This is a genomic window from Pseudomonas sp. GX19020, from assembly GCF_023371075.1.
GTDB lineage: Bacteria > Pseudomonadota > Alphaproteobacteria > Rhodobacterales > Rhodobacteraceae > Pseudogemmobacter.
Genome location: NZ_JAMCCR010000001.1, coordinates 610,095 through 633,266, shown reverse-complemented (window position 1 = coordinate 633,266; position 23,172 = coordinate 610,095). Strand labels below are relative to the sequence as shown.

The 23,172-nt window shown below is 62.4% G+C and carries 22 protein-coding genes and 2 pseudogenes; 15 read left to right on the top strand and 9 right to left on the bottom strand.

The window, feature by feature from the left end; all coding sequences use genetic code 11:
- Positions 1-10: 10 nt before the first annotated feature.
- From M3484_RS03100 to M3484_RS03090, 3 genes are all read left to right on the top strand, one after another.
- Positions 11-733 carry a proteasome-type protease gene (locus M3484_RS03100; RefSeq protein ID WP_092897224.1) on the top strand — a complete coding sequence of 241 codons (723 nt, stop codon included), beginning with the start codon at positions 11-13 and terminating at the stop codon, positions 731-733.
- 127 nt (positions 734-860) lie between these two features.
- Positions 861-1,178: a hypothetical protein gene (locus M3484_RS03095; RefSeq protein ID WP_249495698.1), complete on the top strand. Its 318-nt coding sequence runs from the start codon at positions 861-863 to the stop codon at positions 1,176-1,178.
- 384 nt (positions 1,179-1,562) lie between these two features.
- On the top strand, positions 1,563-2,048 hold the full coding sequence (locus tag M3484_RS03090) for an MmcB family DNA repair protein (protein WP_249495697.1): 486 nt from the start codon (positions 1,563-1,565) through the stop codon (positions 2,046-2,048).
- Between the two features lie 72 nt (positions 2,049-2,120).
- Here the strand turns inward: M3484_RS03090 and M3484_RS03085 are convergent, their stop codons facing one another.
- A complete protein-coding gene (locus M3484_RS03085; protein ID WP_502942429.1) occupies positions 2,121-3,209 on the bottom strand; it encodes a PA0069 family radical SAM protein in 1,089 nt (362 codons plus the stop codon).
- Between the two features lie 198 nt (positions 3,210-3,407).
- On the opposite strand from M3484_RS03085, the gene M3484_RS03080 reads away from it, so the two are divergent.
- The 3 genes from M3484_RS03080 to M3484_RS03070 all read left to right on the top strand — a co-directional run bounded on the left by M3484_RS03080 (position 3,408) and on the right by M3484_RS03070 (position 5,094).
- The gene (locus tag M3484_RS03080; RefSeq protein WP_092897232.1) at positions 3,408-4,106 is read left to right on the top strand and encodes a cobalamin B12-binding domain-containing protein; all 699 of its coding nucleotides are present in this window, start codon (positions 3,408-3,410) and stop codon (positions 4,104-4,106) included.
- Between the two features lie 108 nt (positions 4,107-4,214).
- Complete coding sequence (locus M3484_RS03075) at positions 4,215-4,370, top strand: hypothetical protein (RefSeq protein ID WP_171909486.1); 156 nt, start codon at positions 4,215-4,217, stop codon at positions 4,368-4,370.
- A 76-nt stretch (positions 4,371-4,446) separates the two neighbouring features.
- Positions 4,447-5,094, top strand: a complete 648-nt coding sequence (locus tag M3484_RS03070) for a DUF1638 domain-containing protein (RefSeq protein ID WP_249495695.1) — start codon at positions 4,447-4,449, stop codon at positions 5,092-5,094.
- A 335-nt stretch (positions 5,095-5,429) separates the two neighbouring features.
- Here the strand turns inward: M3484_RS03070 and M3484_RS03065 are convergent.
- The 7 genes and pseudogenes from M3484_RS03065 to mepK form a co-directional block, all read right to left on the bottom strand.
- Positions 5,430-5,561 (bottom strand): annotated as a pseudogene (locus M3484_RS03065) (IS3 family transposase); the annotation flags it as partial.
- Positions 5,552-5,935 (bottom strand): annotated as a pseudogene (locus tag M3484_RS03060) (transposase); the annotation flags it as partial. The pseudogenes M3484_RS03065 and M3484_RS03060, both read right to left, overlap by 10 nt.
- Before the next feature lie 288 nt (positions 5,936-6,223).
- Entirely contained in the window at positions 6,224-6,445 is a 222-nt protein-coding gene (locus M3484_RS23900; RefSeq protein WP_502942419.1) for a ribbon-helix-helix domain-containing protein, read from the bottom strand.
- 81 nt (positions 6,446-6,526) lie between these two features.
- On the bottom strand, positions 6,527-6,757 hold the full coding sequence (locus tag M3484_RS03055; RefSeq protein ID WP_249495694.1) for a hypothetical protein: 231 nt from the start codon (positions 6,755-6,757) through the stop codon (positions 6,527-6,529).
- A gap of 46 nt (positions 6,758-6,803) precedes the next feature.
- On the bottom strand, positions 6,804-7,025 hold the full coding sequence (locus M3484_RS03050; RefSeq protein ID WP_092897242.1) for a DUF4169 family protein: 222 nt from the start codon (positions 7,023-7,025) through the stop codon (positions 6,804-6,806).
- Positions 7,025-8,431, bottom strand: a complete 1,407-nt coding sequence (fumC, locus tag M3484_RS03045) for a class II fumarate hydratase (protein WP_249495693.1) — start codon at positions 8,429-8,431, stop codon at positions 7,025-7,027. Before fumC ends, M3484_RS03050 begins: the two co-directional genes overlap by 1 nt.
- Before the next feature lie 201 nt (positions 8,432-8,632).
- Positions 8,633-9,202 carry a peptidoglycan L,D-endopeptidase MepK gene (mepK, locus tag M3484_RS03040; protein WP_092897246.1) on the bottom strand — a complete coding sequence of 190 codons (570 nt, stop codon included), beginning with the start codon at positions 9,200-9,202 and terminating at the stop codon, positions 8,633-8,635.
- 360 nt (positions 9,203-9,562) lie between these two features.
- Between mepK and M3484_RS03035 the strand changes: the two genes are divergently transcribed.
- Genes M3484_RS03035 through M3484_RS03020 form a run of 4 tightly spaced genes read left to right on the top strand, consistent with a single transcriptional unit; the run spans position 9,563 to position 13,820 of the window.
- Positions 9,563-11,194, top strand: coding sequence for a L,D-transpeptidase family protein (locus tag M3484_RS03035; RefSeq protein WP_249495692.1), 1,632 nt, complete (start codon positions 9,563-9,565; stop codon positions 11,192-11,194).
- 30 nt (positions 11,195-11,224) lie between these two features.
- The gene (locus M3484_RS03030) at positions 11,225-12,325 is read left to right on the top strand and encodes a UDP-3-O-(3-hydroxymyristoyl)glucosamine N-acyltransferase (RefSeq protein ID WP_249495691.1); all 1,101 of its coding nucleotides are present in this window, start codon (positions 11,225-11,227) and stop codon (positions 12,323-12,325) included.
- 11 nt (positions 12,326-12,336) lie between these two features.
- Positions 12,337-12,627 carry an acyl carrier protein gene (locus M3484_RS03025; protein WP_092897250.1) on the top strand — a complete coding sequence of 97 codons (291 nt, stop codon included), beginning with the start codon at positions 12,337-12,339 and terminating at the stop codon, positions 12,625-12,627.
- The gene (locus tag M3484_RS03020; protein ID WP_249495690.1) at positions 12,624-13,820 is read left to right on the top strand and encodes a beta-ketoacyl-[acyl-carrier-protein] synthase family protein; all 1,197 of its coding nucleotides are present in this window, start codon (positions 12,624-12,626) and stop codon (positions 13,818-13,820) included. Before M3484_RS03025 ends, M3484_RS03020 begins: the two co-directional genes overlap by 4 nt.
- A gap of 5 nt (positions 13,821-13,825) precedes the next feature.
- Here the strand turns inward: M3484_RS03020 and M3484_RS03015 are convergent, their stop codons facing one another.
- The gene (locus M3484_RS03015) at positions 13,826-14,527 is read right to left on the bottom strand and encodes an invasion associated locus B family protein (RefSeq protein ID WP_092897254.1); all 702 of its coding nucleotides are present in this window, start codon (positions 14,525-14,527) and stop codon (positions 13,826-13,828) included.
- Between the two features lie 699 nt (positions 14,528-15,226).
- Here M3484_RS03015 and M3484_RS03010 point away from each other — a divergent pair.
- The 5 genes from M3484_RS03010 (at position 15,227) to M3484_RS02990 (ending at position 23,172) form a co-directional block, all read left to right on the top strand.
- Positions 15,227-16,837: a helicase HerA-like domain-containing protein gene (locus M3484_RS03010; RefSeq protein WP_249495689.1), complete on the top strand. Its 1,611-nt coding sequence runs from the start codon at positions 15,227-15,229 to the stop codon at positions 16,835-16,837.
- 357 nt (positions 16,838-17,194) lie between these two features.
- Positions 17,195-17,800: a hypothetical protein gene (locus M3484_RS03005; protein WP_249495688.1), complete on the top strand. Its 606-nt coding sequence runs from the start codon at positions 17,195-17,197 to the stop codon at positions 17,798-17,800.
- 144 nt (positions 17,801-17,944) lie between these two features.
- Positions 17,945-19,345: an aspartate aminotransferase family protein gene (locus M3484_RS03000; protein WP_249495687.1), complete on the top strand. Its 1,401-nt coding sequence runs from the start codon at positions 17,945-17,947 to the stop codon at positions 19,343-19,345.
- 406 nt (positions 19,346-19,751) lie between these two features.
- Positions 19,752-20,786 carry a cysteine synthase A gene (locus tag M3484_RS02995; RefSeq protein ID WP_092897262.1) on the top strand — a complete coding sequence of 345 codons (1,035 nt, stop codon included), beginning with the start codon at positions 19,752-19,754 and terminating at the stop codon, positions 20,784-20,786.
- Positions 20,787-20,829: 43 nt separating this feature from the next.
- Positions 20,830-23,172, top strand: coding sequence for a DUF3772 domain-containing protein (locus M3484_RS02990; protein ID WP_249495686.1), 2,343 nt, complete (start codon positions 20,830-20,832; stop codon positions 23,170-23,172).

Sequence of the window (23,172 nt, the reverse complement as noted above, 5' to 3'; positions counted from 1 at the left end):
CCGGTGAGAAATGACCTATTGCGTCGGCCTTCTGCTCAACCAGGGTATGGTATGCCTGTCCGATACCCGCACCAATGCGGGGCTCGACAATATTTCCACCTATCGCAAGATGTTCACCTTTGAGGCTCCGGGCGAGCGGGTGATCGTGATCATGACGGCGGGCTCGCTTTCCGTCACGCAGACCACCATCGCGCGGCTGCATGAGGCGATGGATGAGCCTGATGCCACGCCGGAAACGTCGATCCTGCTGGCGCCGACCATGCTGAAAGTGGCGCAGCTGGTGGGGAATACGCTGGCCTCGGTGCGGCGCGAGATCGATGAGAAACTGTCGATGAGCCAGGGCGCCTCGGCCTCGATGATCGTCGCGGGGCAAAGGAAGGGCGGCGGCATGCGCATGTTCCTGATCTATCCCGAGGGGAATTTCATCGAAGCCACCGATGACACGCCTTTCCTCCAGATCGGCGAGCATAAATACGGCAAGCCGATTCTAGACCGCGTGGTCCGGCCCGAAACCGGCTTGCAGGATGCGCAAAAGGCGGTGCTTTTATCGATGGATTCGACCCTGCGCTCGAACCTCTCGGTGGGGATGCCACTGGATCTGGCGGTGATCGAAAAAGACGCGCTGCGGGTGACGTCGCGGCGCCGGATCGAGGCCGGGGATGAAGGCTTTCGCGCGATGAGCGAGGCCTGGTCCAACGCGCTGCGCGATGGTTTTAGCCGGATCGAGGTCTGACCGGTTCGTATGACGTCGCGGAAGTCCTGGCGGAAATCTGTCATGCTTTTGCGTAAATCCTGTGTCCGGGGCTTCACACTGGCGTCGCAGATGCCTAGCTTTCTCTAAACAGCAGGAGAAACGACTCATGCCAAAGCTCGTCCGCCTTTATATTCAATCCGTTGCTATCGGGTTCGGATTGTCCGCAGGTTTCGTCGCAGCCCTGCTCTGGACCAATGTTGCAGCCGTCGGAGCGCTGGTTGACGGGGCCGGGGCGATCGGTTGGGTGGCTGTCGCAATGCTGGTCGTATTTTTCGGCGTTCTCTTTTCGGGTGTGCAATTCGCGATCCGCGTCATGATGCTGGCCGAAGGGGATGACACGCCGCGCGGGGGCCTGCGTCAGCAGATGATCCCAATTCGGGTCGAAGCGCGGGCTGAGCAGCAAAAGCGCCAGCCCCGCCGCTGATCCTTGAGGCGTCACATTAAAGAAACCCGCCGCGTCACCGCAGGCGGGTTTTTCTTTGGCAGAAGCGGGTCATCGACAAGGAAGAGCTGGGACAGAGAAGAGGTGGCGGGCCCGCAGCGGCCGTGGGTGGTCTCGATATCCCGAGAGCCAGAGGTCTCAGGTGGGAACCAGGTATCCGGACCAGGATCCGGGCAGAGCCAGCCCCCATTCATATGCTTATCGGCCACTGGGTTATGGACCCCTCACGCGAAGAGCAGCACCCGCCGTCTTCATATCTAAGGCCGCCGGCGCTGCAGTACAAGACCGCCACTGACCCCTGTCGGGTATTGCGTGCAGCGGGCAGGAAGACTGGACAAATGTTTACTGTTTGTTCACATTGGAGCAATGGATGAATCGCTGCATCGCCTGGCCCTGGCTGAAATTTCCGAAGACACCCGTGATCTCTTGCCGATGCAGGCGGGCCAGCGCATCGCGCGCGGGGTTGCGCGGCTTTTGTGCAGCCACGGATTTGCGCCGGTTGTGGAAATGCCGCTGGCAGGCAAGCTGCGCGCGGATGTGATGGCGATCGGGCCAAAGGGCGAGGTCTGGATCGTCGAATGCAAGTCCTGCCGCGCGGATTTTCGGGCGGATCGCAAATGGCAGGGCTATACCGCCTGGTGCGACCGTTTTTTCTGGGCGGTCGGGCCTGATTTCCCGCAAGATATCCTGCCCGAAAACGACGGGCTGATCCTCGCAGATGCGTTCGGAGGCGAGATCATCCGCCTCGCGGATGAGACGCCGCTGGCGCCCGCCCGGCGCAAAGTGGTCAGCCGCGATTTCGCCCGCTATGCCGCTTTGCGGCTGCTCGCTTTGCGCGATCCGGCCCCCTGAGGCGCAACGCAAATTTCTTAAAAGAAATTTGTCCGGTTTCTGTCACAGAAACCGGTCTTCTGGCCCGCCGGATCAGAACAGGCCGAGCTGGTCGCCTCTGGCAAAGGGCACCCGGAAGAGATCACAGCGCAGCGCCGGCTGCGGCGCGTCCAGGCCCAGTTTCGCGGCCGCGCGGCGAAACCTGTCGGCGATCAGCCGCGACCAGAGACCTTCGCCCTTCATCCTTTTGCCGAATGTGGCGTCATAATCCTTGCCGCCATGCATCTCGCGCACCCGGTTCAGCACTTTGGTCGCGCGCCCGGGCTCGGCCCGTTCCAGCCAGTCGCGAAACAGCCCCGCCACCTCCTGCGTCAGCCGGAGCGAGATCCAGCTTGCGCTGGTCGCGCCGGCCTCCTGCGCGGCTTCAAGCAGCGGCTCGATCTCGTGATCGGTCAGGCCAGGGATCACCGGCGCCAGCATCAGCCGCACCGGGATGCCGGCCTCGCTCAGCCGCCTTATGATCTGAAGCCTGCGGGCAGGCGCCGGCGCGCGGGGCTCCATCTTGCGCGCAAGTGACTGATCCAGCGTAGTAATCGAGATGCCCACCCGCACAAGACCCTCCGCAGCCATCGGCGCGAGAAGGTCGATATCGCGTTCGATCAGCGTACCGCGGGTGGTGATCGCCAGCGGGTGGCGAAAGGCTGAAAGCACCTCGACCACCTCACGCGTCACCCGGTATTGCGCCTCGCCCGGCTGCCAGGGGTCGGTATTGGTGCCAAGCGCGATGGGCGCGACCTTGTAGCTTCTGGCGCGAAGTTCACGGTCCAGCACCGCGCCGATCCCCGGTTTCGCGATGAGCTTCGTCTCGAAATCCAGCCCCGGCGAGAGGTTGAGATAGGCATGGGTCGGCCGCGCGAAACAATAGATGCAGCCATGCTCACAGCCTCGCCAGGGATTGACCGAGCGGTCAAAGGGCAGATCGGGCGAGGCATTGCGGCTGATCGCGGATTTTGGCACTTCGCGGCTGATTTCAGTCTGCACCAGCGCGTCATCTTCGACCATATCCCAGCCGTCGGACAGGGCCTCGCGGTGATGCGGCTCATAGCGGCCGGCCTCATTCAGACCGGCACCGCGTGCCCTGACGCGCTGTCCCGGCAAAAGACCGGGCAGCGGTGTCGTCACAGGGCTTGAAGGACGGGGCGCTGGCACGGTGGGATTCCCTGAAAAAAGTTAAGAACAAAAATAGAACATGCGCCGGCAAAGAAAAGGGGGAAACGTGCGGAAGTCGGCTTTCTCTTCGCTAGTGTCGCAAACATCTGAGTGGAAGTGTCGTTTTCAGCCCATTGAAGGGGGAACGAACTCTCTCCGCTGGAGCGCCCCATGGCCGATGACGACGAAATCATCCTCTCGGAACTTCCCGATGACGAGCTTGTCCTGCAGATGCATGACGATCTCTATGACGGGCTGAAGGACGAGATCGAAGAGGGGACGCGCCTCCTGCTGGACCGCGGCTGGACGCCTTATGACGTGCTCACCCAGGCGCTGGTGGCCGGCATGAAGATCGTCGGCGATGATTTCCGTGACGGGATCCTGTTCGTGCCCGAAGTTCTGCTTTCGGCAAATGCGATGAAGTCGGGGATGACCATCCTCAAGCCGTTGCTGGCGGAAACCGGCGCGCCGCGCATGGGCAAGATGGTGATCGGCACCGTCAAAGGTGACATTCACGACATCGGCAAGAACCTTGTCGCGATGATGATGGAAGGCGCCGGCTTCGAAGTTGTGGATCTGGGCATTAACAACTCAGTGGAGAAATATCTTGAGGCGCTTGGCACGGAAACGCCTGATATCCTTGGGATGTCGGCGCTTCTGACCACCACCATGCCCTATATGAAAGTGGTGATTGATACGCTGAAGGAAAAAGGCATGCGCGAGGACTATATCGTGCTTGTGGGGGGGGCGCCGCTGAATGAGGAATTCGGCCGGGCGATCGGAGCGGATGCCTATTGCCGCGACGCGGCTGTGGCGGTCGAGACCGCGAAACAGCTGGTCGCGCGGCGGCACAATCAGCTGAGCGCCTGAGATATCTCCGAAATTTACAGGCTCCGGCGCAATCCGGAGCCTGATTTGTTTTCGGGCTTGTGCGGGCCCGGTTGTGACCCCAGATTTAACAGGTGGAGGGTTGCGAAAATGCCATTAACGTCGTTTCTCGGGCTGATTGCCCTGGTGATCCTTGCCGCTGGTCTGACGCTTTCGCTGGCGCTGAGCCTTGGTGTGCCATTATCCGTCATTGCGGTGGTGGCGATGCTCGGGAGCTTGGCCCTTGGCATGAAGCGGTGGCACTGAAATCTGGTGACGGTCGCGGCCTGAGGCTCAGGCCGACGATATCGTTTGCGGTGAATCCGAAAATCGGAGGCCTGTGATGGAAAGGCCGAACCTGGCTGCAGAAGAGGTTATCGTGCCAGGCGGGGCAGAGGGCCAGGGCGAGGGGCGGATCCTGTTGATCGCCTGCGGCGCGCTGGCGCGTGAGATCCTTGATCTGAAACGCGCCAATGGCTGGACTCATCTCGATCTGCAATGTCTGCCCGCCAATCTGCATCTCTGGCCCGATAAGATCACCGCTGCGGTCGAAGCGGCGGTCCTTGCCTGGCAGGACAGCTATTCCCGGATTTTCGTGGTCTATGCTGATTGCGGCACGGGCGGTCTGCTTGCTGCGCGCTGTGCCGAACTGGGGGTCGAGATGGTGGCCGGCCCGCATTGCTATTCGTTTTTCGAGGGCAATGAGAGTTTTGCGGCGCGATCAGAGGAAGAGTTCACCGCCTTTTACCTCACCGATTTTCTCGTCCGGCAATTTGATGCTTTCGTGTGGAAGCCAATGGGGCTCGACCGGCACCCGGAGCTGCGCGACATGATCTTCGGGAATTATGAAAAGCTGGTCTACCAGGCGCAGACCGATGACCCGGCGCTGGATGCAAAGGCGCAGGACTGTGCAGCACGGCTGGGCCTGGCCTATGAGCGTCGATTTACCGGATATGGCGATCTGGCGGCAGCGCTTGCCCGGCTGGGGTGAGAGGGGCGTCGAGGCGGCCGGTTCTGATCAGCGACAAGAGCTCCGGGCTGAGCAAAGGACGGGGTTCCGCGTGAGCCAGAGATCGCAAACTAGCGCCTGTATTTGTGTTCTCATCGACCTGCATATGCGGGCGGCCAGGCCGATCTGTACATGGCAGCCCGGCGGGCGCAGGGAGAGCGATGAGCTATTGTTAGTGGCCTCGATCCCAAGCGCGTCGACAGTGCCATGGGCGCCGCCGCCGCTCAAATCAATGATATTTTCGGCTGCGGTGCTGCTGGTGGCGTTGACGGGGGCCCGGCTCCTGGTGCCAGTCTTGAATAGACCAGGGTTTTCTGGACCCCTTCGCGTCTCATCTTCTGCTGCCGTTCGAACCCGGCGGGCGAGAGTTTTCCGTTCCTCGCATGCCTGCGCTTCGGGTTGCAGAACATCGCTACGTGAACGAACACGTCCTGCCTGGCGTTTCTCTGATCTGGTTTCGGTTCTTCGTGAACATCGTGGGGACCCTGATCCCGAGGCCCAGAGAACAGCAAAACAGCTGGCTGTAATCCGTCTGTTCTATGAGCTGCTGCCCGGACCGGGTCGGGAAAAGGAACTGCAGCAGGCCGGCCCGGATCAGTCGTTCCGGCGCGATTGCGGGGCGACCCTCTTCTGCACCAAGCCGGTCGAGTTCGACATATAGTGAGCGCAGCGCATCGTTGACGGCAGCCCGGATCTTGCGCTGTGGTTGCCGCGGCGGGATGCGGTGCTCGGGGTCGACCTCGCTGAACAGAGATCCCGTCGCTTCGTAGGGTCCACGCTTGGCCCCCTTCGTCCATGCAGGGGGCGATGAACCGTCTTTCACGAGGGGCCTCGGGACGACAAGGCAGGGGTTTTTCAGCGGCCTCTTAAGGCGGGGAACCGGGCCACAGACCGGCAGCCGAAAGACACCTCCTGTCGGGGCACGGCCCTGACCGGCTCTGCGAAGCGCGGACTGACCTTCGGGTATTCGCCCACCCAGCCATGCGGGTCCGCGCAGGAGATGCCGCAGGCCAACAGCTTCAGCACAACACCCTCCCTGGCGCAGGCCGGATCGGGAACGGTTTCAATCGGCAGCGCAGCCCGGCAGTCGCGGATAAGGGCCGTGCGTATGTCAGGACCCGGGCTTCCGGAAATGCTGCAGACAATAGACGCGGATCGCTGAGGCGAGACCTTCCTCCGGGCGCCGTGTTTCGTCAATTTCAGATGCCAGGGCATTAACAGAGCAGGGCCTGGCATGCGCAATTTCAAGGAAAGCCTGCCAGAATTCCGGCTCCAGCGTGACACTGGTGCGGTGGCCGCGCAGCGTGAGTGAGTGTTTTTCCGGACCAGCCATGGCTGAGGCTACCAAGCGCCGGGCAGGGGCGCCAGCCGGAGTTTTGCAAAACTCCGGCACGATTTCTGAACAGAAATCGTTTCAGACGACGCGGCGGAGCGGTTCGCAGTTGCAAAAGATCACGAATTGCCCCGCGTTTTCCACCACGGGGAAGCCACGCCTTTTCATCTCAGACAGAAACCAGGCCCGTCCGGCAAAGCGTTCGATATCGCGGACCTTGCGGCGGATCACGCCACCGCTTCGGGCGGCCTGGGATGAAAAGAGATGCAGGGTCCAGGCCTCACGGCTCAGACAATCTGAAAACCCGATCATGGCGTACCTCCTGTCGGAGGGTGCACTGATCCGGGTTAAACGGGGGTTAATCCTGATCAGGATCTGGTCCGGCTGACGGACCGGGCTCGGATCCTGTATCCCGCCGGTGCTGGTCGAGTTCGCGGGTGGATTTCTCCACCCGCGCCTCTTCAGCCGCGCGCTCTGACAGGCTGCGACCGAATTTTACGGCATTGGCGTCAGCCTGTGCCCGCTTTTCGCGGCGCGCCCGATCCTTGCGGAACCGGTTCAGGTTGACGAGGTCTGCCATCAGTCTTTCGGACCGATCATATCTTCCGGGCGCACGATACGGTCGAAAGTCTCGCCATCGACAAAGCCGAGTGCGGTTGCCTCCTCACGCAGGGTTGTGCCGTGTTTATGCGCGGTCTTGGCCACTTTCGTTGCATTGTCATAGCCGATGGTGGGCGCCAGCGCCGTCACCAGCATCAGCGATTCCTTCATCAGCTTTTCGATCCGGGGAATATTCGCCTGGGTCCCGACCACCATATTATCGGTGAAGGAGCTTGCCGCATCGCCCAGAAGCTGGATCGATTGCAGCACATTATAGCTCATCATCGGATTATAGACGTTCAGCTCGAAATGGCCCTGGCTGCCGGCAAAGGTCACCGCCGCGTCATTGCCCATGACATGGGCGCAGACCATGGTCAGCGCCTCGGCCTGGGTCGGGTTGACCTTGCCAGGCATGATCGAGGAGCCAGGCTCATTTTCCGGCAGAATCAGCTCGCCGAGACCCGAACGTGGGCCGGAGCCCAGGAGCCGCAGGTCGCTCGCGATCTTGTACAAGGACGCGGCCACGGTTTTCAGCGCGCCCGAGAAGAAGACCATGGCGTCATGCGCGGCCAGCGCCTCGAACTTGTTCGGGGCGGTCACGAAGGGCAGGGAGGTGATCTTTGCGATCTCTGCCGCCACGGCCACATCATACCCTTTGCGCGTGTTCAGCCCGGTGCCGACAGCAGTGCCGCCCTGGGCGAGTTCATAGATATGCGGCAGGGCGAGCTTCACGCGCTCGATCCCGCGGTCGACCTGGGTCGCATAGCCCGAGAACTCCTGGCCCAGGGTCAGCGGTGTCGCATCCTGAGTATGGGTCCGACCGATCTTGATGATGTCTTTGAATTCAGACGATTTCGCCCAGAGCGCTTTCGCGAGTTTCTCGAGCCCGGGCAGCAGCACATCGCGCGTATGCATCCCGATGGCGACATGCATCGCGGTCGGGAAGGTGTCGTTCGAAGACTGACCCATATTCACATGGTCATTCGGGTGAACCGGTTTTTTCGAGCCCAACACGCCGCCGAGAATCTCGATCGCACGGTTCGAGATCACCTCATTCGCGTTCATATTCGACTGGGTGCCCGAGCCGGTCTGCCAGACCACCAGCGGGAAATTGTCGTCGAACCTGCCGTCGATCACTTCCTGCGCGGCTTGCGCGATTGCGCCAACCAGGTCCTGGGACAGATCGCCCTGGGCGGCGTTGACCGTCGCCGCCGCCTTTTTGATCACGCCGAGCGCGCGGATGATCGGGACCGGCTGCTTTTCCCAGCCAATCGGGAAATTGATGATCGAGCGCTGCGTCTGGGCGCCCCAGTATTTATCCGCGGGGACGTCCAGCGGGCCAAAGCTGTCGGTCTCGGTACGGGTCTCAGTTCGGGTCGCAGACATGCGTGCCTCCTGCAAGTTCTCGGGGATTGCTGTACCGCAGCATGGCAGCGGAAATCAATCGGTATGCCATTGTATGCTAAGCTGGTCCGCAACCTGGCTGCCAGAACCGAAAAGGCACCCGCGTGGGGTGCCTTGTTCAAAGCGCTGTGGAAACAGGGTGGTCTGAAAACCGGACTTGATCTCTGGTTTCAGAGGTCTTTCTCAGGCGCCCCAGCTGCGCACCGCGCCGCAATCCATATGGACAAAGTCCGAGCGCGAATAGCGGCCGACGCCGCCAGCTGCACAGGCCGCAGCCGCACGTGCCATCTGATTCACCGAGCGCGATTTCAGCCGCAGATCGGCAGCCTGGCCGACGAGATGCAGCGAGTTCTTGGCGACCCCGCCCGATTGCGAGCGCAGCATCGCATTGGTCTTGGCGCTGCGGAAGCCAGAAAGCAGCATGTAAGATTCGCTGACATCCATCAGCCGATGCGCCGCAGCCATGATATCGACATTGCGCGGATCCATCTGCTTGACATCGCCCGTGCGCCAGTCGCGCATGAAGTGATTGATTTCCTTCAACACTTCCGGAATGTATTTGCCTTCGATCCAGTAGATCGTATCGATGCTTTCGCCTGTACGGCCCGAATACATCCGGATGCGGCGGATATCGCCCGCACCTTTCAGCACGCCAAAAGCATTGGAATAGGTTGGCGCGGCAACCACAGCCGTAGCCGCGAACACGCCCAACAGCCCGCGACGCGAGATAAGGTTCGATGTGTTTTCAGTCATAGCCTGTCCCGTAGTTTAGTCTTGTCGACTGCCTGAGCGGCAGCTTCTCCTGCACGTTCATCTTCGGCTGGCGCATTTGCCTGCGCCCTTCCGGATGCATGGTCTGTATGGCACATCATGATTCGAAGCCCAAGCAAAGATTGCCTTTGGTTCCCCACTCAACCGCCGATAAGCAAAAAATCGCTGAATTCCTGACTGGTGGTCAGCGTGGCCCTGCTGCAACTATGATCGAAAAACCGGCCCGGGTCTGTCGGGGGAGCGCAATATGGGGCCCGATGGACAGGATTGTGAATGGACATGGTGTCCAAATCGCTGAATCTAGCTGAAGCCGAAGCTTTTCGCATGTTTACGAGGTTGCAGATGCCGATTTCCCTCCCCGGTCATGGTCTGAAAACGGGGGTGCGTGGCCTTCTTTCTTCGGTAGCGCTTGGGTTTGTGCTGGCAGTCGGGCTGGTATCGGCAGGGCTGCCTGTCGCGGCAAAATCCACGGCATTTTCCCAATCTCTCGCGATCGCTGCGGCGGATGATGAAGAGGTCGCAGCCTGGTATCGCGATACTGCATATGACACGCTCTGGACCGGGCCTGAGGATGCGGCCCGCCGCCAGGCGCTGATCGCCGCGCTTGAGACCGCCGGGGATCACGGGTTGCCGGTCGCGCGCTATGATCTGGCCGGGATCCGCGCCGCACTGGCCTCGGCCCGGACCGAGGGCGATCTGGGCCGGCTTGAAGTCAAGATGACACGCGCCTGGCTTGACTGGGCCCGGGATGTCAGTTCGGGCGCGCTGGATCCGGCAAAAATCGATTCCACCATCGTGCGCGAGATCATCCGGCCCGATTCCTATGCATTGCTGCGCGCGATTGCGACGCGCGACCCTGCCACGGTGGCGCGTCGGCTGCTGCCTGATTCCGACGCCTATGTGCAGCTGATGAAGACGCGTTTTGACCTTGAGGAGCTGAGCGCTGCGGGGGGCTGGGGGCCGCAGGTGCCCGCCGGCGCGCTGGAGCCGGGTGCGACCGGCGAGCGTGTGGTGATCCTGCGCGACCGGCTGATCGCGATGGGCTGGCTTTCGCCCACACCGACCGCGGTTTATGACCGCATGGTGCAAAATGCGGTGATGAATTTCCAGCGGGCGCATGGTCTGCCCGCTGATGGCGTGGCCGGGGGCGATACCCTGGCCGAGATCAACAAAGAGCCCGAAGACCGGATGAAATCCGTGCTTGTCGCGATGGAACGCGAGCGGTGGATGGATATCGACCGCGCGGGTCGGATGATCTGGGTCAACCTGACGGATTTCTCTGCCGAAATCATTGACGACGGGCGGGTGACATTCCGCACGCGCTCGGTGATCGGGCGCGAGGAGATGGACCGCCGCACGCCGGAATTCTCGGATATGATGGATCATATGGTGGTGAACCCGTCCTGGGGGGTGCCGCGCTCGATCATCGTGGGGGAATATCTGCCGCTTTTGCGCTCGAACCCGAATGCGGTCAGCCATATGCAGATCGTGGACAGGAATGGCCGCGTCGTGCCGCGTGGATCGGTGAATTTCGCGGGCTATACCGCGCGCAGCTTCCCCTTTGGCATGCGCCAGCCGCCGGGCGACAATAATGCGCTCGGCAAGGTCAAGTTCATGTTCCCTAATAAGCATAACATCTATCTGCATGATACGCCTGCAAAATCCCTGTTTGCCCATGACAAGCGGGCTTACAGCCATGGCTGTATCCGGCTCGCCGATCCCTTTGATTTCGCCCATGCCCTGTTCCGCAACCAGGCGCCGGAAATCGAAAGTGAGTTCAATCAAACTCTCAAGGGTGGGCGGGAAACGCCTGTAAAGCTTGAGAAAAAAGTGCCGATCCATCTGGTCTATTTCACGGCCTATCCGCAGGGGCATGGCGTGATGGGCTATCGGCGCGACGTTTACGGCCGCGACGCAAAGCTCTGGTCGGCGCTCAGCGCCGAAGGGGTGGTCGCGCGGACGGTTTCGCAGTAACTGTCTCTTCGGGTTCCGGAGGGATTTGCGATGGCTGAGCATAGTATTGGCGAGATTGCAGCCGCACTTGATGCGGTGGCCGAAGGCGATCTGACGATCCGCGTCTCTGAGGCATCCGAGCCGCAGGCCGCCGGGCCGCAAAGTCTCGCTCTGGCGATGGATCCGCGTTACGCAGGCCGGATCTCTGAGGGCCGGGCGCGTGCGGCCGTGGTCTGGCCGGGGGCGGACTGGCGCGCGATGGGGCTGGAGGCCGCGATTTTCGCGCCGCGCGGGCGGCTCGCGATGGCGGGGCTCACACATCTGATGGATCCGGGGCCGGAGATCGCGCCGGGCATCCACCCGCTGGCCGTGGTGCACGCGACGGCGCAGATTGGCGAGGGCGCGGCGATTGGCCCCTTTGTGGTGATCGGGCGCGATGTGATCCTCGGTGCCAATGCCCGGATCGCAAGCCATGTCTCGATCGCCGAAGGCGCGCGTATCGGCGAAGATGCGATGATCCTGCAAGGCGCAAAGATCGGCGCACGCGTCACCATCGGCGCAAGGTTCATCTGCCAGCCCGGCGCGGTGATCGGCTCGGACGGGTTCTCCTTTGTCACGCCCGAGAAATCCGGCGTCGAAGAGATCCGCGAGACGCTCGGACAGCGCGACCAGATTCTGGAACAAAGCTGGACCCGCATTCATTCGCTGGGCGCAGTGACCATCGGCGATGATGTCGAGATCGGTGCCAATACCTGTATCGACCGCGGCACCATCCGCGACACCACCATCGGGCGCGGCACCAAGCTCGATAACCTCGTTCATGTCGGCCATAATGTGCAGATTGGCGAGGACAGTCTGATCTGCGGCCAGGTCGGCATTGCCGGCTCGTCAAAGATCGGCAGCCGCGTGGTGCTGGCCGGGCAGGTCGGCGTCAGCGACAATATTTTTGTGGGCGATGATGTGATTTGCGGTGGTGGCACCAAGATCTTCACCAATGCGCCGGCGGGGCGGGTGCTTCTCGGGTATCCTGCGGTGAAGATGGAGACCCATGTCGAGATCCAGAAATATCTGCGCCGTTTGCCGCGCCTTGCCGCACGGGTCGCCGCGCTGGAAAAACTGACCTCCGGCACTGATGCCGGGACGGAAGACTGAGGGTCACCCCGATGAGCCGCAGCGAGACAGGGAGCCAGGTGATCGCGATCCTCGCCGCCCAGGCGCTGATCGATCCTGCCGGCATAAATGAAAGCGACCGGCCCGAGGATCTGGGCATCGACAGCCTCGGCCTGGTGGAGGCGATTTTCGCCATTGAAGAAAGGTTCGACATCTCGGTCCCTTTCAACCCGAATGACCCGGGGCAGGCCGGACCGGAAGATCTGGACGTCTCGGATATCGGCGGCATAATTCGCGGCATCGAGGCACTGATCGCGGCGCAAAGACCGGTCGGGCACCTATGAGGCGGGTGGTCATCACCGGCGCGGGAACGGTGAATGCGCTGGCCCATGATCTTCCCGGCACTTATGCGGCGCTGGCGGCGGGGCGCTCGGGCATCGGGCCACTGGAATTTCGCGATGCCGACCGGCTGACGATCCGCATCGGCGCGCAGATCCGGGGCTGGACCTGGGATCAGGGCCTGACCCAGCAGGAACAGTCGCTTTACGACCCCTTTACCCGCTACGCGCTTGCTGCGACGGAAGAGGCGCTGGCCATGGCCGGGCCGGGCGCTGCAGAAGGGGCGGGGGTGCTGATCGGTTCGGCCTCCGGCGGCATCCATACCTGGGAAGAAAACTACCGTGCGGTGTTCGAGGGCGGTCGGAACCGTGTGCCGCCGCTGACGGTGCCGCGCCTGATGATGAACGCCGCCGCCTCGCATATCGGAATGCGGCACGGGCTGACCGGACCGACTTTCGCAGTGTCTTCAGCCTGTTCCAGCTCAAACCATGCGATTGGCCAGGCCTTCCGCCTGATCCGCGACGGGCATGCGCCCGCGATGCTGGCGGGGGGCGCCGAGGCGATGCTGTGTTTCAGCGGCATCAAGGCCTGGGAGGGGCTGCGGGTGCTGTCCCCCGACGGATGCCGCCCGTTTTCGGCCAGCCGTAATGGCATGGTGATGGGTGAGGGCGCGGCGGTCTTCGTGCTGGAAGACGAGGCCCGCGCCCGGGCGCGCGGCGCAACGGTTCTGGCCGAGATTGCCGGTTTCGGCATGACGGCGGATGCGGGCGATATCGTGGTGCCCTCGGTCAGCGGCGCCGCGGGGGCGATGCGGGCCGCATTGGCCGAGGCCGGCCTTGCCCCCGAAGAGATTGGCTATATCAACGCCCATGGCACCGGCACAAGGGTCAATGACCGCAATGAGGTTGCGGCGATCCGTGAGGTGTTCGGGGCGGGCACTGGGCTAATGGTTTCATCGACCAAGGCGGCCCATGGTCACGCGATCGGCGCGACCGGTGCGCTGGAACTGATCGCCTGCCTGATGGCGCTGGATCAGGGCGTAATCGCGCCGACGCTCGGGCTGGACCGCGCTGATCCCGATTGTGACCTTGACCATGTCCCGAATGAAGCACGCCGCGCCCGGACGGGCGCGGCGTTGTCGAATTCCTTTGCCTTTGGCGGGCTGAACGCGGTGCTTGCACTGCGCGCGGCCCGGTAAGGTCCTTACTCGGCGGCGGCAGGAGCCGGCGCAGCGGCAGCGGCAGCCGCGGCGGCTGCATCGGCCTTCACATTGGCCGCGACCATTGCGTCATAGCCCGAGGTGAAGCCTTTCAGCGAGACATCGAGGCTGACTTTCTGATCCGGTGCCACGAAGGGCGAGATCGCGAATTTCGCGGTGGCGCCCTTCTTGAAGCCGGCGATTTCTTCGGCGGTGAAACCGATCCGCGCCACGCAACCGATCTGGGTGCAGACGGTGAACGGATAGGCGCGCGCCTTTGCGGTATCGACCGTCAGCTGCATTCCCTCGGTCAGCAGGGTCTCCAAGGGAGCGATAAAGTTCGCACCGGCAACCGCCGGGCCGGGGGCGCCTGCAGGCAGCGAGAAGATCGCGAGTTCGGCCACTGGCGAGCCATCGGCATCTTTCAGCAGCTGGTAAAGCTGGCAGGGATCGGCTTCGAGGCCGACGCGCTCGCAGCGCAGCTCCCATTTCTCATGGGTCGAGGCGGTGTAGATCGCGCTCTGGCCACCGATCTCGGAGCCCATCGACAGATCGCTGCCCCCGGCCGGTTGCCCGGCGGCTTCTGCCGGAGCGGTGGTGTCGGCGGTTGCTTCAGCGGGTGCTTCTGTCGTGTCCTGGGCGAGCGCGGCAAAGGGGCTGCCGAATGCAAGTGCAAGAGCGAGAAGCGAGATACGCGGGTTCAACATATAGTCATGTCCTTTGAACGGTGACTGTAGCCGGTGGAAATTTGCCTGGCTGCCGCAGGCTGAATATCACGCTGAAATGGCAGTGTCAGGTCTCATTTGCGCGACCAGCGGCGGGTTGTTGCCGGACAGCGTTCCGGTAAAAGCGGCTTCAACCCTGGATATAGTAGTGACCTCTGCACCTGGACTGGCACAGGGGCGATGGCCACCCGTCTGAAGGTCGGAATGCGAGGGGAAATGGGCGGGCAGAAAAAACAAAGGGCCGGAATGACCGGCCCTTTGCATGCGCTGCGGGGCGGGCCCCTTACGCTTATATTTTTTGCTCCCTGTCGGACTGGCCGACTTCACGTAAAGGGACGCTAAGCAGCTTTCTGCACTGCGTCAACAGGAAATCTGTTACATCTGGCAGCCAGAGACAGAGAAAAAAATCTAACCATTTGGTCAGGATTTCTGTGATTTTATGCCATCACCGCTTCCCTTCTGCGCAGGCGGAACCGGGGCGGAGGCCCGCCTTGCGAGAGCGCGACGCGAGACAACCGGACGGCGTCCTGCCCGCAGCCGGCCCGGCAAGAACGAGGCTGGTTTCGACAGCGGAAAAGGGTATGGTCCATGCCGCAATGTAAGGTCGGAAACGGCAGATCTGAAATGGTATGGCCCTCGTTGCCTGCCCGGATCTCAGGCCCCGAGACAGGAGTTTACCCGGTGACAGCACAGATTGATCCAGCCACACCCGCCGCAGCGCAGGACCGGATTTTCCTGGGCGGAGGCGGCGAGGGCTACGGTGTCGCGCAGGAGCTGCTGCTGAAATACGGCAACCGGCACGGGCTGATCGCCGGTGCAACCGGGACCGGCAAGACGGTGACGCTCCAGGTGCTGGCCGAGGGCTTTGCGGCGGCGGGCGTGCCGGTGTTCCTTTCAGATATCAAGGGCGATCTTTCCGGGATCTGCCAGCCGGGCGATCCGGCGGCAAAGACCCATGCAGCCTTTGCGGCCCGCGCCGAAACCATCGGCATTGATCTGGCCTATCGCGCTTATCCGGTGCTGTTCTGGGATCTCTTTGGCCAGCGCGGCCACCCCGTGCGCACCACCATCGCCGAGATGGGGCCTTTGCTTTTGTCGAGGCTGCTGGAGCTGACCGAGGTGCAGGAAGGCGTGATGAATGTCGCCTTCCGACTGGCCGATGACGAGAAACTCGCGCTTCTCGATATGAAGGATCTGCGCGCGCTTCTGACCTTTATTGCGGAGAATTCCGCCGAGATCTCCTCCACCTATGGCCTGGTCTCGTCGCAATCGGTGGGCGCGATCCAGCGCCGGCTCCTGATGCTGGAAAACGAGGGGGGGACCCAACTCTTTGGGGAGCCTGCGCTGGAACTTGCGGATCTCATGACTGTGGATCCCGACGGGACGGGGCGGATCTCGATCCTTGTCGCCGACAGGCTGATCAACAGCACGCGGCTTTACGCGACTTTCCTCCTGTGGCTCCTGTCCGAGCTGTTCGAGGCGCTGCCGGAAGTGGGCGATCCCGATAAGCCGAAGCTCGTCTTTTTCTTTGATGAGGCGCATCTTCTGTTCAATGATGCGCCTAAGGCGCTGATTTCGCGGATTGAACAGGTGGCACGACTGATCCGGTCAAAAGGCGTCGGCGTTTATTTCATCACGCAAAATCCTGCCGATGTGCCCGATACCGTGCTGGGCCAGCTGGGGAACCGGGTGCAGCATGCGCTGCGCACTTTCACCGCGAAGGACCAGACCGATCTGGCGCGGGCGGCGCGCACCTATCGCGCCAATCCGCGCTTTCCGATTGAAGAGGCGATCCGTGAGGTCGGCACCGGCGAGGCGGTGACCTCGCTGCTGGAGGCCAAGGGCGTGCCGGGCATGGCCGAGCGTACCCTGGTCCGCCCGCCCTTCAGCCGGCTTGGGCCTGCGGAGGAAAGCGCAAGGGCGGCGGCTTTTGCCGCCTCGCCGCTGGCCGGGAAATACGATACCGAGATTGACCGTGAAAGCGCGTTCGAGATTTTGCGGGCGCGCGCCGGGAAGGCGGCGGCAGAAGCGTCACGTTCGCAAGAAGCGGTGGTCGACGGGGCCACGGGCGAAGAGTTCAGCCGTGGCAGGCGCTATGGCGGCGAAAACTCCTCGCGGCGCTATGAGGCGCCGACCAGGACGACAGAGCCGGCTCCGAAGAAAAAGAGCAGTTCTTCGCGCTCGGATTCGGTCGGTGAGGCATTCGCCAAGAGTTTCGCACGCCAGCTGGGCAGCAAAAGCGGCCAGGCCGTTGTGCGTGGCGTGCTCGGGACGATCTTCGGCAAACGCTGAGGTGGTGTTCTGTTCGGGCCACTGGCTGGCAGCGGAACGCCTTTGCTGCGCTATTTGTCAATGCGGCCGGTCTGCGTGGCGGTGCTTTGGGTGGGTCTTTTTCGGCACCGGTCTTCAGGGCATGTGACCGGCCTCGGGTGGGCCCGGGGGAAGGCCGGGTCCTGACCCCGACGTTCGCTCTGGAAGATAAGGCATTTTATTCCGGCGGTCACACGCTCTGCTCGCTGACGCCCGGACCATTGCACCCGGAAAATCCTTCCAGAGCATTTGCAGAGGTGCAGAGGTGGGGGATTCCACCTTTGCTTTGCCGCCTGGCCCGTCCTAAGGCTTGGCAGTTACCTGTTCAGGAGGTCGGCAATGCGGCAAGCTACAGTTCTGGCGATGATGGCGGCGGTCGGGATTTCGCTCCCGGCGCTTCCCGGTCTGGCCCGGCAGGCGGACAACGAGGTGACCGGCAACTGGGCCGGTGCAGCGGGCGATGGGTTCTGGTTCCGCGCGCAGCTGGAGACCGAGGCCGATCTGGCAGCGCTGAAGATCTGGAATGGAATGGGGGCGGTGCCGGATGGCAATGACGCGCCGGACCTGGACGTCGCCGATTTCGCCGTTGCGGCCTTTGCGACCTCGCAGCGGCTGGAAGTGGTCGAGACCCCGGATGGCAGCACGCTGCAGGTGATCACCGAATTCGCCGATGAGGAGGGCGAGGGGCGCGAGGTCGTGGAAATCCGTTTTATCGATTTTCAGTATACGATTGTCGGCTATGCGCTGCAGGCCTCTTTCCAGGGCATCGATGGCCCGGCCGAAGAGACGCAATGTGTGGTCGACACGCTGGCAGGCCGCGTGGTCGAGAATGGCAGGATGCGCAACCTGCCGCCTCTGAACCCCGAGGCGCTGAATGCGAGTGGCTGGGGCGAGGCGGCAGCCTTTGAACGCGGCTGGTGCAGCCGGTCCGGCGAGGGGAGCTGAGATCGCCGCGCGGCTTTCGCGCGGGCCGTCGCGAGGCGGAAATAATTTGATCAAATTTCTTGATGCCGGTCGGGATTGTTCCTATCCTGCGAGGTGAGGGCGCCAGGCGCCTGCTGATTCTTCCTGACGGAAAGGGTGGTCACCATGAATATGATCAACAACAACACGCCTACGGCCGAGCTGCAAAAGCTTGACGCGGCGCATCACTTCCACCCTTTCACCGATAAGGCGGCGCTGGCGAAAAAAGGCGCGCGGGTGATCCTGCGCGGCGAGGGCTGCTGGCTGACGGATTCGGAAGGGCACCGCATTCTGGACGGTATGGCGGGCCTGTGGTGCGTCAATATCGGCTATGGCCGCAAGGAACTGGGTGAGGTTGCCGCGCGCCAGATGATGGAGCTGCCCTATTACAACACCTTCTTCCAGACGACGCATGTGCCAGCGATTGCGCTGGCGGCAAAGCTTGCGGAACTGGCGCCGGGCGATCTGAACCATGTGTTCTTTGCCGGCTCGGGATCCGAGGCCAATGACACCAATATCCGCCTTGTCCGCCGCTATTGGCAGGTCAAGGGCCAGCCTGAAAAGCAGGTGATCATCGCGCGCTGGAATGGCTATCATGGCTCGACCATGGGCGGCGGCAGCCTTGGCGGCATGAAACCGATCCATGCCCATGGCGGCAAAATCGACGGTATCGAGCATATCAACCAGCCCTATTGGTGGGGCGAGGGTGGTGACCAGGACGAAGACGCCTTCGGCCTTGCCCGTGCGCAGGAGCTGGAAGCAAAGATCAATGAGATTGGCGCCGACAAGGTCGCAGCCTTCATCGGCGAGCCGGTACAGGGTGCGGGTGGCGTGATCATCCCGCCGAAAACCTATTGGCCGGAAATTCAGCGGATCTGCAAGAAATACAATATCTTGCTGATCGTTGATGAAGTGATCACCGGCTTTGGCCGCACCGGAAACTGGTTCGGCAGCCAGACCTTTGACATCAAGCCCGACATCATGACCATCGCCAAGGGCCTCTCCTCGGGCTATGCGCCGATCGGCGGTTCGATCGTATCGGATGACGTGGCCGAGGTCGTCGGTTCGGGCGGCGATTTCAACCATGGCTATACCTATTCGGGCCATCCGGTTGCGGCAGCTGTCGCGCTGGAAAACCTGCGCATCATGCAAGACGAGAATGTGGTCGAACATGTGCAGAAGATCGCCAATCCCTATCTGGCGGAACGCTGGGCGGCGCTGGCCGATCACCCGCTGGTCGGCGAGACGAAACTTGTCGGCCTGATGGGCTCGCTGGTGCTGACCCCGGACAAGGCGACCCGCGCGCGCTTTGCATCGGAAGAGGGCACCGTTGGTCTGCGGGCGCGCGAGCGTTGCTTTGCCAATGATCTGGTGATGCGCCATGTCGGCGACCGCATGATCATCTCGCCGCCGCTGGTGATCACGACGGCCGAGATTGACACGCTGATCCAGCGCGCGACCAAATCGCTGGATGAATGCTATGCGGGGCTGCAAAAAGACGGGCTTCTGGTCGCGAAAGCGGGCTGATCGCCTGGCGATGGAAATCAAGGCGGGCCGGCTGGCCCGCCTTTTTTGATGCGCTGCCGGCAATCGGGGTCAGGCTGTCCGCAGCTGCGCTGCCCGGGGAAAAAATGACGTACTTCCAGGACCGGCATGGCCTGTGTTGAGCTGGCTGATCTGCGCTTTTTCAGGCGCATACCGGGCCGCGGGAAGCAGAAAATTTCTCTTAAGTTCGTGGCAATTTAAGGAGATCCTCGGCCCTAGAGGGGACACCGCGCGAGGCTGGTGCCCGGGATCGGCGAATTATGGAATATCAGGCCTGCTTCACGCTCTGGCCGATGCGCGGATGACTTGAGTTTGAGCGCCCGCGCTTTTACACCTGAAGCATGAAAGCGGGCATGGCGCCCGGAGAAAGACCCCGGGGGAAAGACCCATGCGAATTCACAGCGATCTGGCGGGCATCATTGGCAATACGCCGCTTCTGAAACTGAAGAAGGCGTCTGAGCTGACCGGCTGCACCATCCTTGGGAAATGCGAATTCATGAACCCGGGCCAGTCGGTCAAGGACCGGGCGGCGCTGTATATCATCCGTGATGCGGTGGCGAAGGGGCTTTTGCAGCCCGGCGGCACCATTGTCGAAGGCACGGCCGGGAACACCGGGATCGGCCTTGCACTGGTCGGGAATTCGCTGGGCTTTCGCACAGTGATCGTGATCCCCGAGACCCAGAGCCAGGAGAAAAAGGACATGATCCGCCTCGCCGGGGCTGAACTCGTCCAGGTGCCGGCGGCGCCTTACAAAAACCTGAACAACTATATCCGCTATTCCGGGCGCCTGGCGGAAGAACTGGCCAGGACCGAGGCCAATGGCGTGATCTGGGCCAACCAGTTCGACAATACCGCGAACCGCCAGGCCCATATCGAGACGACCGGGCCCGAGATCTGGGAACAGACCGGCGGCAAGGTCGACGGCTTTGTTGCGGCAGTCGGCTCGGGTGGCACGCTGGCGGGGGTTGCGATGGCGCTCCAGCCCAAAGGCGTGAAGATCGGCCTTGCCGATCCGGAAGGCGCGGCGCTTTACAGCTATTACACCAGTGGCGTGTTCGAGAGCCCCGGCAATTCGATCACCGAAGGCATTGGCCAGGGCCGTATCACCGCCAATCTTGAAGGCTTCCGCCCCGATATGGCCTGGCGGATCCCGGATGCCGAGGCGCTGCCGCTGGCATTTGACCTCCTGACCGAAGAAGGGCTTTGCGTCGGTGGATCGTCGGCGATCAATATCGCCGGTGCGATCCGCATGGCGCAGGAAATGGGGCCTGGCCATACCATTGTCACGGTGCTTTGCGATTACGGCAACCGGTATCAGTCTAAGATGTTCAACCCGGCTTTCCTGAAGGATAAGGGCCTGCCGGTGCCGGAATGGCTGGCGCGCGGCAACCGCCCGCTGCCGGCGGTCTATCAGGATCTCTGAAGGGGGGCGCGGTGGCGGTCTGGTCTTTTGCGAGGCGGCCCGCATGAGGCTGCCACTTTGCATCCTGCACTGCCTGCTGGCGCTCTGGCTTGGCGTCGCTGCGCTTGCGCCAGCGCCGGTCCGGGCCGAAGGCGATGATCAGACCCAGCCGCTGGACTATGCGGCCTGGGGCGAGATTGCGACCACTGCCGAGGCCGAACTGGGCTCCGACACCGTCACCGATGCGCGGCTTGATGAGTTGCGCGGCCTTATCGTCGACTGGCGCGCCAAACTGACCCTGGCGCAGACCACCAATGCGTCCCGCATTGCCACGGTGCGTGAACAGATCAGCGCGCTAGGCCCGGCCCCGACGGGGGATGCCACAGAAGCGCCTGAAATCGCGCAGAAACGCAAAGATCTTGGCCAGCAGCTTTCCTTGTTGCAGGCGCCGGGCATTGCGGCAGAAGAGGCTTACCGCCGCGCCGATGGTCTGATCCGGGAAATCGACGGCAAGGCCCGCAGCCGTCACACTGACCAGCTTTTGCAGCTCTGGCCCTCGCCGCTGAACCCGGCCAACTGGCCCGAAGCGGCGGGTGGCCTGACCGACACCGCCCTGCGGCTCTGGGGCGAGCTGAGCACCAAACTCCATGACAGCCGCGCCAGAGCGCAGTTCTGGAATGCGCTGCCGCTGATCCTTTTGCTGCTGGCGGTGACTGTCGCCACCACGATTTTCGCCCGGCCCTGGATCGAGGCTTTTGCCGACCGGCTCCGCATCGGCAAGACCGAGGCGCGGCGGCGGATCTTTGGCCTGCTGGCCTCGCTCGGGCAGATCATCGTGCCGTCAATCGGTATGGTGGCCCTGTCGGCGGCGCTGATCCGCACCGGCTTTATGGGCCGCACCACCGGCGAGGTGGCGCTGGCGCTGCCGGTGCTGGGGGGCGTGGTCTTTGTTGCTTTCTGGCTGGCGGCGCGGGTATTTCCCCGGGTCGATGTCGACCAGGCGATCCTGCCCTTGCAGCGCAATCAGCGCCAGGAAGGCCGTATCCTTGCCGCGTTGATGGGGGTGGTGCTGTCCCTTGAGGCGCTGCGCCGGCTGACCATGGACGGTCAGAATTACCCCGATGCCGTCACGGCGGTTGCTAGCTTCCCGATGCTGGCCGGTGGTGGCATCCTTTTGTGGCGCATGGGGCGGATCCTGCGGCTCAGCCAAGAACAGGGCGAACAGAACGGCTATGGCGAAAAGCTGATCGGCCTTTTGGGACGGGCGCTGAAACTGATCGCAGTTGCGGGCCCGGGGCTTGCGGCCCTCGGCTATGTGACGGCCGGCGCGGCGCTGGTCTATCCGGCGATCATGTCGCTTGGGCTGATGGCGGTTCTGATCATCCTGCAACGGCTACTCGCTGATATCTGGGCGGTGGTCTACCCCGCCGCCGATGCCGAGGCCGAGAATGAACGCCTTGTGCCGGTGCTTGCAGGATTTGCGCTCGCGCTGATGTCGATCCCGCTTTTCGCACTGATCTGGGGCAGTCGGATCGCGGATTTAAGCGAGATCTGGACCCGGTTCCGCGAAGGCTTTCAGCTGGGCGACACCAGGGTCTCGCCCTCGGATTTCCTGCTTTTCGCAGTGATTTTCGTCATCGGCTACCTGATCACGCGGCTGTTTCAGGGCGCGTTGCGCAATTCTATCCTGCCGCGTACCCGGATGGATCGCGGCGGCCAGAACGCGCTGGTCTCGGGAACCGGTTATGTCGGCATTTTCTTTGCGGCGCTGGTGGCGATCAATGCGACCGGGATAGACCTCTCTGGCCTCGCCATCGTCGCCTCGGCGCTTTCGGTCGGTATCGGTTTCGGCCTGCAAAACATCGTGCAGAACTTCGTTTCCGGCATCATCCTGATGATCGAGCGCCCGGTTTCCGAGGGTGACTGGATCGAGGTCGGTACCACCCAGGGCATCGTGAAAACGATCTCGGTGCGCTCGACCCGCATTCAGACCTTTGACCGCAATGTCGTCGTCGTGCCAAATGCCGATCTGGTCAGCCAGCGCGTCACCAACTGGACCCGATTTGGTCTGGCCGGGCGCCTGATTGTGCCGGTGACCGTGGCCTGGACCGAGGATACGAGGCGGGTCGAGAAGCTTTTGCGCGAGATTGCAGAAGCACAGCCCATGGTGATCCTGAACCCGGCGCCGACCATCGTTTTGCAGGGGTTCAACGGCGGGCTGAATTTCGAGATCAGGGTCATTCTGCGCGATGTGAATTTCCAGGGCTCGGTGCGCAGTGATATCAACCATATGATCGTGCAGCGTTTTATTGCCGAGGGGATAAAGTTGCCCTCGACCAGCGCCGAGATCACGCTTGGGAATGCAGGCGAAATCGGGGCAGCGCTGCGCGGCACCGGGCAGGGGTAA